At 59.4% G+C, this 14,205-nt stretch carries 11 protein-coding genes and 3 pseudogenes; 5 read left to right on the top strand and 9 right to left on the bottom strand.

Annotation, left to right across the window (positions count from 1 at the left end; genetic code table 11):
• Positions 1-120 precede the first annotated feature (120 nt).
• From C4J83_RS31260 to C4J83_RS11635, 4 genes and pseudogenes are all read left to right on the top strand, one after another.
• Positions 121-1,340 (top strand): annotated as a pseudogene (locus C4J83_RS31260) (type IV secretion protein Rhs); the annotation flags it as partial.
• Positions 1,334-2,857, top strand: a pseudogene (locus C4J83_RS11645) (RHS repeat-associated core domain-containing protein); the annotation flags it as partial. The pseudogenes C4J83_RS31260 and C4J83_RS11645, both read left to right, overlap by 7 nt.
• Positions 2,854-3,168 (top strand): contact-dependent growth inhibition system immunity protein, encoded by a 315-nt coding sequence (locus tag C4J83_RS11640; protein ID WP_124417091.1) that lies wholly within the window; start codon positions 2,854-2,856, stop codon positions 3,166-3,168. The pseudogene C4J83_RS11645 and the gene C4J83_RS11640, both read left to right, overlap by 4 nt.
• A 406-nt stretch (positions 3,169-3,574) precedes the next feature.
• Entirely contained in the window at positions 3,575-3,889 is a 315-nt protein-coding gene (locus C4J83_RS11635) for a hypothetical protein (RefSeq protein ID WP_124417090.1), read from the top strand.
• Between the two features lie 400 nt (positions 3,890-4,289).
• On the opposite strand, the gene C4J83_RS11630 is transcribed toward C4J83_RS11635, so the two are convergent.
• From C4J83_RS11630 to C4J83_RS11615, 4 genes and pseudogenes are all read right to left on the bottom strand, one after another.
• A complete protein-coding gene (locus C4J83_RS11630; RefSeq protein WP_106580195.1) occupies positions 4,290-5,519 on the bottom strand; it encodes a M20/M25/M40 family metallo-hydrolase in 1,230 nt (409 codons plus the stop codon).
• Between the two features lie 49 nt (positions 5,520-5,568).
• Positions 5,569-6,627, bottom strand: a complete 1,059-nt coding sequence (locus C4J83_RS11625; RefSeq protein WP_124417089.1) for a diguanylate cyclase — start codon at positions 6,625-6,627, stop codon at positions 5,569-5,571.
• Between the two features lie 88 nt (positions 6,628-6,715).
• Positions 6,716-7,349, bottom strand: a pseudogene (locus C4J83_RS11620) (LysE family translocator).
• Entirely contained in the window at positions 7,346-8,185 is an 840-nt protein-coding gene (locus C4J83_RS11615) for a sugar phosphate isomerase/epimerase family protein (protein ID WP_124417088.1), read from the bottom strand. The pseudogene C4J83_RS11620 and the gene C4J83_RS11615 overlap by 4 nt, the downstream one beginning before the upstream one ends.
• 136 nt (positions 8,186-8,321) lie before the next feature.
• On the opposite strand from C4J83_RS11615, the gene C4J83_RS11610 reads away from it, so the two are divergent.
• Positions 8,322-9,734: an aminotransferase-like domain-containing protein gene (locus tag C4J83_RS11610; protein WP_124417087.1), complete on the top strand. Its 1,413-nt coding sequence runs from the start codon at positions 8,322-8,324 to the stop codon at positions 9,732-9,734.
• Here the strand turns inward: C4J83_RS11610 and C4J83_RS11605 are convergent.
• The 5 genes from C4J83_RS11605 to C4J83_RS11585 form a co-directional block, all read right to left on the bottom strand.
• Positions 9,712-10,791 (bottom strand): sigma-54 interaction domain-containing protein, encoded by a 1,080-nt coding sequence (locus C4J83_RS11605; RefSeq protein ID WP_106580200.1) that lies wholly within the window; start codon positions 10,789-10,791, stop codon positions 9,712-9,714. The genes C4J83_RS11610 and C4J83_RS11605 overlap by 23 nt on opposite strands.
• Before the next feature lie 97 nt (positions 10,792-10,888).
• Positions 10,889-11,554 carry a methionine ABC transporter permease gene (locus C4J83_RS11600; RefSeq protein ID WP_124417086.1) on the bottom strand — a complete coding sequence of 222 codons (666 nt, stop codon included), beginning with the start codon at positions 11,552-11,554 and terminating at the stop codon, positions 10,889-10,891.
• On the bottom strand, positions 11,551-12,297 hold the full coding sequence (locus tag C4J83_RS11595; protein ID WP_124417085.1) for a methionine ABC transporter ATP-binding protein: 747 nt from the start codon (positions 12,295-12,297) through the stop codon (positions 11,551-11,553). The genes C4J83_RS11600 and C4J83_RS11595 overlap by 4 nt, the downstream gene beginning before the upstream one ends.
• Positions 12,294-13,088 carry a MetQ/NlpA family ABC transporter substrate-binding protein gene (locus C4J83_RS11590; RefSeq protein ID WP_124417084.1) on the bottom strand — a complete coding sequence of 265 codons (795 nt, stop codon included), beginning with the start codon at positions 13,086-13,088 and terminating at the stop codon, positions 12,294-12,296. Before C4J83_RS11590 ends, C4J83_RS11595 begins: the two co-directional genes overlap by 4 nt.
• A gap of 13 nt (positions 13,089-13,101) precedes the next feature.
• The gene (locus C4J83_RS11585; RefSeq protein ID WP_124417083.1) at positions 13,102-14,133 is read right to left on the bottom strand and encodes an isopenicillin N synthase family dioxygenase; all 1,032 of its coding nucleotides are present in this window, start codon (positions 14,131-14,133) and stop codon (positions 13,102-13,104) included.
• Positions 14,134-14,205 lie beyond the last annotated feature (72 nt).

Genomic DNA, 14,205 nt, shown 5'->3' with positions numbered 1-14,205 from the left:
CTGCAAAGTCCTTTGCCTGATCACACAGTGCGAGGGATTGCAGATGGTTTCTTCGGTTAAAGCCTCGGTTCATGGGGCTGCCGCTTGAACACGGCCATCGGCAGGCTGGCCCTGGCCCCAATGGATGCAAAGACGGTCGATGTTGAAACCGTCTTGCGTGACTTTCGGGAATGCCTGAACACCTTTGATGAATGGGCGTCCAGCTTCTGGAGCTTTTCGGCGCTGGATGTCGAGCAGGTGTTTAAAGTCGGGGAGGAAGTGGCGCTGGTCGCCCCCATTAACCGCTCGATCATTCCCAGCAGCACCGTCGTCACCTGCCAGGCCAACGGCACGTTGACCCTGGTGCACATGTTCCAGAGTACTCAGTTCGTGCCCATTGGCAACACGCCCGTGGTGTTGCAACGCATCGACCCCAACGGTGGCCCCCTGGGCGAGCCGATCCACAAGACCATCGGCCCCAGCGGCATTCTCGAAATCACCGAGTGTGATCGCAACCAGTAGTACCGAATCAATTTCTATCCCAACGTTTCCAAGGATCACGTCAAGGCGCTGTATGCGTCTTATCAGTCGGTGATCGGAGATCTGGACGTGCGTCTGCGCGACGAGTGGAACGGCACGTTTCAGGCGCAGTGGAAAACCTATACGGACGCTACTCCGCTGGACCGGCGTCGGCTGCTGGAGGCAGCCTTTCTCAATGGCATGGGCAAAGCGCTTTACAGCCTGTGGGACAACATAACGCAGCTGTACGACATGTTGGCGGACATCAAGCCTAACAGCGAAAAGTTGCTGCACTACATCTCCCAAACCGAACTCGATGAGCTGCTGAAGCTCGGCAACGACGCGATCGCCATCGGCCTGCTGGTGCTCAGCGATGAGCCGCTGTTGTTCATTATGTGTCGGCGATGGTCAGCTGGATGCGCATGCTGCCACCGCAAGAAATGAATGAGCTGATGGGGCAAATCACTGGCGAGGTGTTGATCAACCTGCTGCTGATCTGGGCGACGGCGGGTATGGGCGTGGCGGTGCGTCTGGGTACGCAGGTACTGGGGCACATGAAGTCTGGACGCGGGCGGGATTTGCTGGAGTTGCTGGCTAAAAAGCTGGTGATGCCCCGGTTGGAGTCGCATGCCGAGGTGGTTAAGCCGTTGCTGTTGAGTAGTGCGGCGACGCCGATCAAGACGGTGCCGGTTGCGCCGTTAAAGGCTGGGGATCAGTTGGTATCCAACCCGGTGCCTGCGGTTCGCAGCAAGACGCAGCGGACGGCGTTGGTGCGCCAGGAACATGTGGATGATGTGCCGGCCGCTGCGAAGAACCCGCAGGGAGATGCAGCGGCGCCTGCGGCCAGCTGAAAAACCTGCGCCTGCCGGATAACAACCGCCTCACCTTCAACCACGACAAAAGCGGCCACCTCGCCACCGTCGAGCTGAACGGCAAAACCCTCACCTCTCACCTGTTCAAAACCGGAAAAGAACGCCAACGCCAACAAGGCCAGCTCCTCAGCCACTACGACTACGACGACCAAAACCGTCTACACGCCCACGCGGTGACGCAAGAGGAACACAAGCTCTACCGCCGCCACTACGACTACGACAAATCCGGCAACCTCACCCGCCTGCTCGACACTCGTAAAGGCGAGCATCACTACCACTACGACCCCCTCGCCCGCCTGACTCGAGCGGATCACTCGCAAGACGTGCAAGAGCGCTTCGGCCACGACCCGGCCGGCAACCTGCTGATGCAGGACCGACCCGGCCCGGACATCGTGGCGGGGAATCGGTTGGTGATCCAAGGCGATCATCATTATGACTATGACGCGTTCGGCAATCTGATCCGCCAAAGACGCGGTAAGGGCCATCAACTCGTTACCGAGTACCGCTACGACTGCCAGCATCGGCTTATCGGCATTACCCAGCCGAACGGGCAAACGGCCAGCTATCGCTATGACCCGTTCGGTCGGCGTATCAGCAAAACCGTTGATGGGATAACCACTGAGTTTTTCTGGCAAGGCGACAAGCTGGTTGCGGAGCATCACGCGGAAAGGCATCGCAGTTACCTCTACGAACCGGACAGCTTTCGGCCCTTAGCACTGCTGGAAGGTTTCGGCCCGAAAGACACCCAGCCCTTCCACTACCAACTCGACCACCTCGGCACCCCGCAGGAGCTCACCGCCCCGACGGCGGAATCGTCTGGTCCGCGCACTACCGTGCCTATGGCCAGATCAGTCGCCTCGACATAAACAAAGTCAACAACCCGCTGCGCTTCCAAGGCCAATACTTCGACGAAGAAAGCGGCCTGCACTACAACCGCCATCGCTACTACAATCCAGATATTGGTCGTTACCTGACACCCGACCCGGTGAAGCTGGCGGGTGGGATCAATGCGTACCAGTACGTACCTAACCCGACGGGGTGGGTAGATCCGTTGGGATCTGAGTTGTAAGAACACGAACTGTCCTGAAGGTCCGTACAGCAAAATAGTTCCAGGAGGAGGTTTAGCCGCGCACGAGCGGGCAGGAGGGCATCTAATGCAAAAGCATATCGGTCGAACTGATAGACAATTGCTGGATCGATTACAGCAGGAACCAAACATCCCAGCGGCTTCTACTTTTCATGATCGCGCCACAGCAGAGTTCGCAGTATCAACTGTACTAGATGACAACAAAACCCAAATAAATAACTTCCTTGCAGGGCAAAACAATCAGATCGTCATTATTCAAAAAACTGAAGAACCTCTAGGTACTAGCTTTAAAAAGAACACGACAGCAGCCGTTCCGGGAACAGAAATCTACCTTATCATTCGCAGAGATGAAAACATGCATAATGGTTACCGAATTCATACTGGATTTCCAAACCCATGAACCAAGACTATCCCGAGCTACAGCAATTCCTTGCAGGGTATTTCAATCAGGATTGGATGGAAGACCACAAAAGCGCGAGCGATGTAATTGACTTCTTTATCTCTGACGTCTCTGCAGACACATTATTCAAAGTGCAATCAGAATTACATAGATTAATAACATCCCAAAAAACCGAACAAGCGCCCCAAGATTATCTATTCGCCGATATTGGATGCTACTACTATTACCTTAACGAATGGGAGAGCGCCCGAACGTGGTTGAGGCACGTTGCTTCAGCATTGGAAAGTAGTAAAGCCTCAAATAAAAAATAAAGAAAACAAACTTATAAACCAATCAATCTTTGGCCCCTTTGGCGAGCTTGACCGCGCTGGGTCGTCCGGCAGCCAAAAGAGGGGCGACGCGATTTAACCGGCCGATAAGCGTCCAGTTTTGGGGCTGCTACGCAGCCAACGGTGGGCAAGCCCGCTCATCACGTAAAACTGGCTTCCGCATTGAACACGACGATAGAAGTGGCGCTCTTATAAACGTCTGGTCTGCCAAGAAAAAAGGGCCGCATTATCTTTTCGATACAAACCAAAAAATGGTAATAAAGCTGACCAAAAGGTTTGAAACAAATGAACTATTTTGATGAATAACTCATTAAAGAGTTTAAAAGCCTCAATATAAATTTTACCGTTCTCTCTGAAGCTAAGCATGTAGCAATAGTCGATAGCATCAATGATGACAATGCCTTTCTCCGGAAGCCAAATTGCCTGGAGCAAGTTAACAAATAGCATTAACTTTGGACTTCAAGCCTCAGATCTGGCTATATCGCTACTGATCGAAGAGCTCAACAAAGTAACCAACGACAACCTGTACTTCGTCGGCGACGTATGCTCGGACGGTTATTTAGTCGATCATAGAGGCCTGAGTCAGGTGGTGAAAATCCTCTCTGAATTTCCTCAGCACACCTACATCGTGCCGGAACCGATGACGTGGATCGCATGCCTTTCATTTGAAGGCTATATTGACTACGCAACTATTTGTGAATAGAAACTAATGGGTAAATGTTCGTGTCGGCTGATGCACCTCCCAGCAAGTCGAAATAATAGATCCTCGTGAGTAATTCACCGACATCTACCAATTAGTCAACGAGGTCTGGAAAGACGACCTTCAAAAAGCCAGCCTCGAAGACCAATCCACATGGTGAATGCCACCGGCATCACTGACGCGCCTAGAAATACTGTGGCGGGCAGGCTTGCCCTGCTTGGGACTGAAGCCCCAACAAGGGCGACGCGCCTCTTAAGCCAAAACCGCGTCGCCAGTTTCGGGCCTGCTGCGCAGCCCAACGCAGGGCAAGCCTGCTCGCCACAATAAACCCGCTAGTCACAACAGGCCTACTCACCGGATACCAAGGTTCACCCTCAAAAAATGAGTGAACCCAGCGCAGCAATCAACGCTTCGAAAGCTCCATAATCATCCGGCTAAGCAAGTAAATTCGCGGCGCTACACTCTCCACTTCCGCATATTCCTCTGGGGTATGTATGTTGCCACCGACAATCCCGAACCCATCCAGCGTCGGTGTCCCAACCCCGGCAGACAAACTGGCATCCGCTGCCCCGCCGCTGCCTTCGATGGTCAACTTACGCCCCAACTCCCCGTAAATCCCCTGGGCGATTGCGACCAGCTTGTCCGACTCCGGCGTCTGCGGCATTGGCGGTAAACCGCGCAGCAAACTGGTTTTCACTTCGGTGTCCGCAATCAACTTATTCGCCGAAACACGGGCCAGGTCCTTCTCGATCCGGTCGAACTCTTCCGGCAATGCCGCGCGTACGTCCGCCTTGGCCGTCGCCTGGTCGGGGATGACGTTGACGCGGTCGCCGGCCTTGAGCACGGTGAAGTTGATGGTGGTTTTCTTCTCTTCGTCGCCCAGTTTGCCCAGTTGCAGGATCTGGTGCGCCGCTTCCATCGCGGCGTTGCGGCCCAGTTCCGGGGCGACGCCGGCGTGGGCGGCTTTGCCTTTAACTTCAACCACGGCGGTGGCGCTGCCTTTGCGCCATACCACCAGGCCGTCGGCTGGGCGACCGGGCTCGAGGTTGAGGGTGACGTCGTGGCCCTTGGCGGTGGTGCGAATCAGTTCGGAGGCAGCGTCGGAGCCGGTTTCTTCGCTGGCATCGAGCAGGAAGGTGATCTGTGCGTAGTCCTTGAAACCCTGATCTTTCAGCACCTTCAGCGCATAGATGCCAGCGACGATGCCACCTTTGTCATCCATCACACCGGGGCCATAGGCGCGGCCGTCCTTGATGTGGAACGGGCGTTCGGCGGCCGAACCTTCCTTGAACACCGTGTCCATGTGGGCCATCAGCAAAATCTTGGCTTTGCCGGTGCCTTTGAGGGTGGCGATCACGTGACTGTTGTTGGCCGCTTTGTCCGGCACCAGCTCGATGCTGAAACCGAGCTGCTTCAATTCTTCTACGGCGATGTCGCGCACTTGGGTCAGGCCGGGCTCGTAGCCGGAGCCCGAATCAATATTCACCAGACGCTCAAGCAGCTTCAGCGCTGGGGCCTTGTATTGTTCGGCGCCGGTCTGGATCTGTTTGTGGGGTTCAGCGCTGTAGGCCGGCACGGCGAAGGACATGGCCAGGGTCGCGGCCAGGAGGGTACGGGAGAAGGTGAAGAGCATGGACCGATCCTTGTTTTTTTGTTGGGGGGTGCGCCAACACCCTACCCCACTAGACCGATCGCAACCAACTCCCTTGCACTGAACTCACACGGTTGCGCCCGCTGCTCTTGGCCTCATACAACGCCTGGTCGGCGTCGTTGAGCCAACTGGTCGAATCCGCGTGCGCAGGTTGATACGGCGCCAGGCCAATGCTAAGGCTGGCGCGCAGTGTCGGGTCTTGGGTGTACGCCAATGCGTTGAAGCGGTCGCGCAAGGCGTCCATCACTTCGGTGGCGCGGTGCAGGGGCATGTCCGGCAGGATCACGCAGAACTCATCGCCGCCATAGCGCCCGGCAAGGTCGGTGGTGCGCAGGTTCTGTCGCAGCACTTTGCTCAGTTGGCGCAGCACGATATCGCCGGTAACGTGACCATAGGTGTCGTTGATAGTCTTGAAATGGTCGATGTCGATCAGCGCAATGGCCGCGCCCACCTGCTCTCTGCGACAGCGTTGGAATTCGATCTCCAGGTGGTCCTTCCAGGCACCGTGGTTAAGCAGGCCGGACAGGCTGTCGGTGCGGCTCAGCGCCAGCAACTCGCGTTTGTGCCGGGCGAGGGTCACGGCCTGGCGATAGCAGATCCAGCCCAGAACCAGCGGGTACACCATCAGAATCGGCAAGCAGGCGTAAAGCTGGGTTTCAGTGGTAACGGCAATGAACGCCGGGGCGAACACCAGCAACGACGCGCCGACACCCAAGGCCTGCGCCACCCAGCCTGCCAGCATGAAGCGCGGCCCACCAATGGCGACGTTGTTCATGGTCATCATCGACAGCGTGGTGACACTGTGCAGCGGGTTGAAGTGCATGGCGCCGACCCAGAACCCGCCGCAAAAGGAATCAAACAACAGGTTACGGCGTTCGCTGCGCAGTGAGTTGCTGGCGCGGCGCGACCATTGATAGGCAATGTGCGGCCAGACAAAGGCGTTGATCAGCATCCACGCCCACACCCACAGCGGGGGATGCAAGGGGTACATGCCAAACACCACGCACACAAAACCGAGCGTCAGCCCCAGCGTGCGCGACTTATACAACCGTGAAGCGAGCGGAAGTCCATTTCCTCCGGCGGTTGACATGGCTTGATGTGATCCTGGATGAATGCCTGGAGTCTATCAGGGCAACGTCAAATCGCCACTACCGCTCATAAACCTGCGAATCGCGCCCTCAGTGCGAAAAACCGCGCGCCAGCATCAGCGCCACACCCAGCAACAGCACTGCCGTGACCCGTTGCAGCAACACCCTCCGCCTGGGGGTTTCCAGCACGTGCTTGATGCGTTGGCCGAAAATAGCAATACAGGCAGCCGCTGGCAAACTGCAGCAACAGGAACGTCAGCCCGAGGATGGCGATATCTGCCGCGCGGCTGTGCCCTCCCGCCCCGGCAAACTGTGGGAACACAGCGCTGAACATGATGAGTGTCTTGGGGTTGGAAAACCCGGTCAGCAAGCCCTTGCCGAACAGGCTGCGCGCGCCCTGCGCGGCACCGTCCCGGTTGATCGATACGCCGCTGCTGGTCCACTGCCGGTAGGCCAGGTAGAGGATGTAGGCCACACCCACACACTGGAGGGTCTGAGTGATGGCAAGGTTGCCCTTGATCAATTGCGAGAAGCCTACGGCAAAGATCAGGATCGAAATCAGGTACGACACACTGGCGCCGATCTGCGCCGGGATCGAGCTGCGCAGGCCGTCCTTCAACCCCAGGCTCAACAGCAGCAGGGTCATCGGGCCGGGGCTGAAGGTCATGGTGGCGCAAAACAGCAGAAAATAGACAAACGAAGAAAGCGTCAACGTACTGGTCATGAGCCCAGACCCGGGTTGGCAGAAACAACGGCGAAGGTGCGCGCCAGGTCGGCCAGCGCGGCCTGCGCACTGTGGTGACAGGTTTCAAAGGCCACCAGGCCTTTCCAGTTCGTCTCGACGATAGCTCGCAGCACCGCGGCGTACGCGCAGTTGTCAGCGTCGTGCCCCTCCTTGTGGTTGCTGAAGGAAATACCCTTGATCAGCGCGGGGTACTTGCGCATCACTTGCGCGGGCAAGCGGCTGTCGATGTGTGTGTGGCCGGCGTCGAGCAAGCAGTACACATTGCTGTGCGCTTGCAGGTGCTCGAACACAAAGGCGAATTGCGCTTGGTGGGTGAAAATCCGGTAGTTGACGTAGTTGGACAGACTCTCCAGGTAGATATCCGTGCCCTTGGCCTCGGCGTACTGCGCCAGCTCCCTGACCGATTTGAGGTAATGCTCAAGGGCGATGTCCTTGGCCTCCAGCACCCTTTGCGGACCCACGATGCAGCCGCCGTGGATGATCAATGGCGCGCCCAAACGACTGGCGACATCGACCTCTCTTTCCACGTACTCCACCGCCGCCGCACGAAAAGCGCCGACATCGCTGCCCAGCGGCGCCTTGAAGTTACTGTGGAATATTGGCTGAACACCGCTGGCGGCGATCTTCTCCTGCAGGCTGGCGATGCGCGCATCAGTCCAGTCCTCGACCCTTTCGCCTAACAGGCTGGCGTCGATGTACCAATGGCTGTAGCCCCCGTCAATGGCGCTTTGCAGGCCCTTTTCGGCCCCCAGGTATTTATGCTGGGCCACCCCCAGGCAGAACGGCACACCGGGGTTGATCAGTTGGCTGTCCATCACGTAATCCCTGTCATTGATGGCCCGCAGTCTAGAGCGGCAGCCTTGCACAGGGCAGGTAAAGTAATGCCTAATCCAGCCGAACTTTACCGGTAAAAATCACCGGTAAAATTACCGGCAAATACCAGGAAGGTTTATGTTTGTACCCGCCATCGCCTTTGTTGACGGCACACCCAAGGTTCAGCAGATTGTCGACGCGTTCAGCCAGGCCATCGAGCACGGCGACTGGGCGCCGGGCAGCAAATTGCCGTCGGTGCGTGAATTGACCCAGACCCTGGGCGTGGGCAAATTCACCCTCAATGAAGCGCTGGACCGCCTGCGCGGGCGTAACCTGCTGACCTCCAGCCAAGGCCGCGGCTACTTCATGGCGATGGACAGTGCCCGCCCCGCCTCGATGACCTGGGTCGACCTGTTGCCCCAAGACCTGCTCAGCGTGTTGCGCCGCCCTTTGGTCACCGCCGGCGGCGAGCTGCGTCCCGGCAGCGGGCACTTGCCGGAGGGCTGGTTGAACAACGACGCCATCCGCCAAGCCCTGCGCAGTGTGGTGCGCGCGCCGTCGTTGCGCATCGCCGGGCTGGGCGCGCCGGCCGGGCTGTTGCCGCTGCGCCAGGCGCTGCAACAAAAGCTGCACGCTGAAGGCCTGTCAGTGCCGGTGGAACAAATCATCACCACGCCCAACACCGTGCAAGGCCTGGACATGCTCATGCGCCTGCTCGCCCGCCCCGGCGACACCGTGCTGCTGGACGCGCCGTGCTACTTCAACTTCCACGCCAACCTGGCCTTGCACGGCGTCAACGTGGTGACCATCGAGCGCCGCCCCGATGGCTTTGACTTCGCCGCCCTTGAAGCACTGCTGGCCGAACATCGCCCCAGTCTGTACCTGACCACCAGCGTGCTGCATAACCCCACCGGCCATTCCTTCAGCCCCAGCCAGGCGTTTCGCCTGCTGCAACTGACTCAGCAATACCACTGCCATATCGTCGAGGATGACCTCTACGGCGACCTGCACCCAAACCCGCCCCCGCGCCTGGCGGCTCTCGCCGGGCTGGACCAGGTCACGTACCTGTCTGGTTTCTCCAAGATTCTGAGCGCCAACACCCGCGTCAGCTATGTGGTGGCCGCGCCGCAACTGGCGGCGAACCTGACCAATATGAAGTTGATGAGCGGTGGCGTGACCTCAGAGCTGTTCGAGCAACTGGTCTATCGCATGCTCAGCGAAGGCAGCTACGCCAGGCATCGCAAGCGCATGGTGCAAAGGTTGATGGAGTCCGGCGGACGCGTCGAGCAATGGCTCAAGCGTTGCGGGTGCGAGCTGCCGATGGCGTATGAGGGCGGGATGTTTATCTGGGCGCGGCTGCCGCAGGCGGTGGACGGCGAACTGCTGGCCCAGCACGCGTTGAAACACAGCATGGTTCTGGCGCCGGGCGCCTTGTTCGGTTATGACCCGGCGCACCTCAATGCGATGCGTTTTAATGTCGCCCACAGTGATGAACCGCGCGCGCAGCAACTATTTGAGACACTGCTGCTCAAGGCCGTGCGCGCCCCTTGAGCATGCCGTGGTTGACCAGCAAGGTGCGCATCGCGTTGCGGGTGATCCCCAGCAAGTCTGCGGTGCGTAGTTGGTTGAAGCCACAAAACGCAAACGCCTCGCGCACGATCAGGTCCTCGATATCGTGCAGCAAGGTGTCTCCCGGCACCTCGAACAACCTCAACAGCTGCTCGCGCATCACCTCCTGCGGGATGCGCGGCGCACCACTATTGGCGCTCGCGTGCAGCGCGCTGAGCCCGGCGGAGAACTTCAGGTGGCTGGGCATGATCGGCTTGTCGCCGGCCACCAGCAGCGCCAGGTGCACGACGTTTTCCAGCTCGCGGATATTGCCCGGCCACGGGTACTCCAGCAGCGCCTGGGTGGCGGATTCGGAGAGCATCGGCTCGGCGATCTTGAGCTTGGCGCTGTACAACCGGCGAAAGTGCTCCACCAGCGGCAAGATGTCCAGCGGCCGCTCGCGCAGCGGCAGCACCTGCACCTGCGCAACGTTGATGCGGTAAAACAGGTCCAGACGAAAATTGCCGGCCTCCACCGCCTGTTCCAGGTCGATGTTGGTGGCTGTCACCAGGCGGATATTGATCTTGACCGGCTTGCGCGAGCCGACCCGCACCACCTCCTGTTCCTGCAGCACACGCAGCAACTTGACCTGCAGAGGCAGTGGCAGGTCGCCGATTTCATCCAGGAACAGGGTGCCGCCATCGGCCTCTTCAAACCAGCCGATCCGCCGCCCGGAAGCACCGGAAAACGAGCCGGCTTCATGCCCGAAAAACTCGCTTTCGGCCAGGTTCTCGCTGATTGCGCCGCAGTTCACCGGCACAAACGCGCCAGTGCGGCCGCTGGCGCTGTGGATGTAGCGCGCCACCAGCTCCTTGCCGGTGCCGGTTTCGCCATTGATCAACACCGGCGCTTCACTGGGGCCGACGCGTTTCAAATAATCGAGCAGTTGCAACGAGCGCGGGTCGGAAAACACCAGGGCCTTGGCACGGATCGACAGCGGGTCTTTTTCGCCCTGGGGCAAGGTCAGGATCGGCGTGGGCTGCCCGTGGGGACGGTTCATGAACAATTTCCCGGCGGCGAGATAAAAGAAGTGACGGTGACTTTACCCAGCCGCGCATATAACTAGAAATATTAAAAATTCATTAGTACATAACCGTTTATCGGCGGTGCGCCAGCGAACTCACACAGCGATCCCCCAGGCTTTGCACGCCCTGCACCAACACCACCAGCACGATGACCGTGACCACCATGATCTGGTTGTTGAAACGCTGATAACCATAACGAATCGCCAGGTCGCCCAGCCCGCCGCCACCGATCACGCCAGCCATGGAGGAAAAGCCGATCAGCATCACCAGCGTCAGCGTGACGCCGGCCACCAGCGCGGGCAAGGCTTCCGGCAGCAGCACTTTGAGGATCACATGGCGCACGTCACCGCCCATGGCGACGATGGCTTCTATGCGCCCCTTGTCCACTTCATCCAGGGCGGTCTCGACGATGCGCGCAAAAAATGGAAAAGCGCCAATCGTGATCGGCACCACGGCCGCCGTACTGCCCAATGTGGTGCCGACGATCAGGCGCGTCAGCGGGATCAACGCGATCAGCATCACCACAAACGGCAATGACCGCCCCAGGTTGATCACGGCGCCCAACGCCCGGTTGAGCCGTGGCAAGGGCAGCAAACCGCCGCGTCGGCTGACAAACAGCACCACGCCCAGCGGCAAGCCGATCAACAGCGTGAACAGGCCCGCCAGCAGCACCATGTACAGGGTTTCGCCGGTGGCGTTGAGCAGCAGTTGAACAATCTCGTTCCAGTCGGTTTTCATACGGCCCTCACCACGGGCAGGGTTGGCGCCAGCGAACGGCCCAGGCGCGATGTCGGGTCGGCTTGCAACTGCAGCAGCGTGCCGCTTTCCACCACGCGGCCATCGGCCAGCGACACTGCGCTGTCACAGATGGCCTTGACCACGTCGAGTTCATGGGTGATCAACACGATGGTCACGCCGAACTGCCGATTGATGTCGCGCAACAACTCAAGAATCGACGCGGTGGTTTGCGGGTCCAGCGCGCTGGTGGCCTCATCCGATAACAAATAGGCTGGACGCGCCGCCAATGCCCGGGCAATGCCCACACGTTGTTTCTGCCCACCGGAAAGCTGCGAAGGAAACGCCTCAGCCTTGTCACTCAAACCCACCAACGCCAGCAACTCGGCCACCCGCGCCGCGCGCTCGACCTTGGGCACCTGGGCGATTTCCAGCGGCACCGCGACGTTGCCCGCCACCGTGCGTGAATGCAGCAGGTTGAAGCCCTGGAAGATCATGCCGATGCGCTGGCGTTGCTCGCGCAGTTGCTTGTCGCTCAGTTGGGTCAGGTCCTGGCCATCCAAAAGGATGCGCCCGCAGGTGGGCCGCTCCAGCAGGTTAAGGCAGCGCAACAAGGTACTTTTACCCGCCCCGCTGCGGCCGACGATGCCAAAAATCGAGCCATCGTTTATCTGCAACGACACGTTATCCAGCGCCGCCGGCTGGCCGTCGGCGTAGGTTTTGCTGACGCCTTCGACGACGATCATTCGGCCGCCACCGGAATCACGGAGCCCGCATATTTTTCGCTGATGAACGTGGCCACCTCCGGCGAGCGCAGGTCCTTGGCGAGCTGCTTGATGCGCGGGTCATCGACCAGTTTTGGCGTGGTCACCAGGATATTCGCGTACGGGTTGCCCTCGGCTTTCTCCAGGCCCAAGGCGTCTTTGGCCGGCACCAACCCGGCTTCCAGAGCGAAGTTGCCATTGATTACCGCCAGGTCCACATCGTCCAGCGCCCGTGGAATTTGCGGCGATTCAATCTCCAGAATCTTCAAGTGCTTGGGGTTCTCGGCGATGTCCTTGGGCGTGGCCTGCTCCTTGGACGCGTCATTGAAGCCCGGCTTGAGCGTGATCAGGCCGTTCGCTTGCAACAGGTACAAGGCGCGGCTGAGGTTGGTGACGTTATTTGGCACCGCCACCGTGCCTTTGTCCGGCACCTGAGCGAAGCGTGTGTGGCGATGCGAATAGATGCCCAACGGCTCGATATGCACGGTGGCGGCCACGGCAAACTTCTGGCCGAGGGCCTGTTCCTGGGCGTTAAGGAATGGCAGGTGCTGGAAGTAATTGGCGTCGACATCACCGTGCGCCAGCAGCTCGTTGGAGTTCACGCCGCTGGGGATCTCGATGATTTTCAGGTTCAGGCTCGGGTCGATTTTCTGCACATACTCGAGGATCTGCGCATGGGGAATCGGGTCGGCGGCGACACGCAGCGCATCGGCGGCCGACACACTCAATGAGGCCAGCAATGCCGCCAACGTCAGTGCGGTTTTCTTCAACATGGTGATCTCCTGATCAGGCGGACAGTGCGTGGGGAAGTGTGGCGTCGGCGTAAAAACGTTGGGCGACATCCGGGTGCGAGCGCAGGCGGCCCTTGAGGTAGTTCCAGCCGACATCGCGCAGCAACGGGTTGCGCGGGTCACTGGTGGGGCCGTGGGCATCACGCAGCAGTTCGGGGGCCAGGTCATACACCGGCACCACCGCATCCAGCTGCGCGCCGAGGAAGAACGCCAGGGACAGGCGCTCGCTACCGAGCGGCGGCGACACCACGCGGTGTACGGTGGCGCGCAAGTACCCGTTGCTGGCCAGCTCAAGCAGTTCGCCGATATTCACCACCAAGGTTGCGGGGCGTGGCGACGCATCAATCCAACGGCCCTCCTCCACTTCCACCTGCAAACCGGCCTGCTCGTCCTGCAGCAAGAAGCTCAAAAAGCCGGAGTCCTTGTGCGCGCCCACGCCCTGGCGGCTTTGTTGCGCGTGGCGGCCGGGGTAGCGAATCAGCTTGATGTGTTCGTTGGGTTGGTCGCCGTACAGTGCGTCAAACGCGTGCTCGGGCAGCGACAGCGCCTGGGCGAAGGCGCGTAGCAAGCGCAACGACATGTGCGTCATTGCCTGCTGCCAGGCCAGCACCAAGGGCTTGAGTTCGGGTAAGGCCACAGGCCATTGGTTCGGGCCTTGCAGACGGGCCCACGCGGCCGGGTGCTCAGCCCCACTCAACGGCTCGCGTTCGGCGCCGACGTCAAACTGTTCGCGCAGGTCTGGCTGGCCGCGAGTGATCTCCGACGCGGCGCGGTTGTAGCCGCGAAAGTGCGCGGAGTTGAGCATGCCGACCGCCAGTTTGTCGGCCTCGGGCAAGGCAAAAAATGCGCGCGCCTGCTGCTGCACCTGAGCCAGCAGCGCCGGATCGATGCCGTGACCGGTCAGGTAGAAAAAACCGATCTGCCGCGCAGCAGAGCGCAATGCATCGAGAAAGTCGCCGCGTTGCTCAGGCGTGCCGTCAAGCTGCGACAGATCCAGCAGCGGCAAGGTGGTGATTGATTGCAGCATCGGCGGCTCACTCCATAAGCGTCTTGGGTTGGAGCAACCAAGCTAAACGATCTTAAAAAACCTTAATAAATA

This window comes from Pseudomonas sp. LBUM920 (assembly GCF_003852315.1).
In the GTDB taxonomy this organism is placed as follows: domain Bacteria; phylum Pseudomonadota; class Gammaproteobacteria; order Pseudomonadales; family Pseudomonadaceae; genus Aquipseudomonas.
This window is presented reverse-complemented; position numbering and strand designations above follow the sequence as displayed.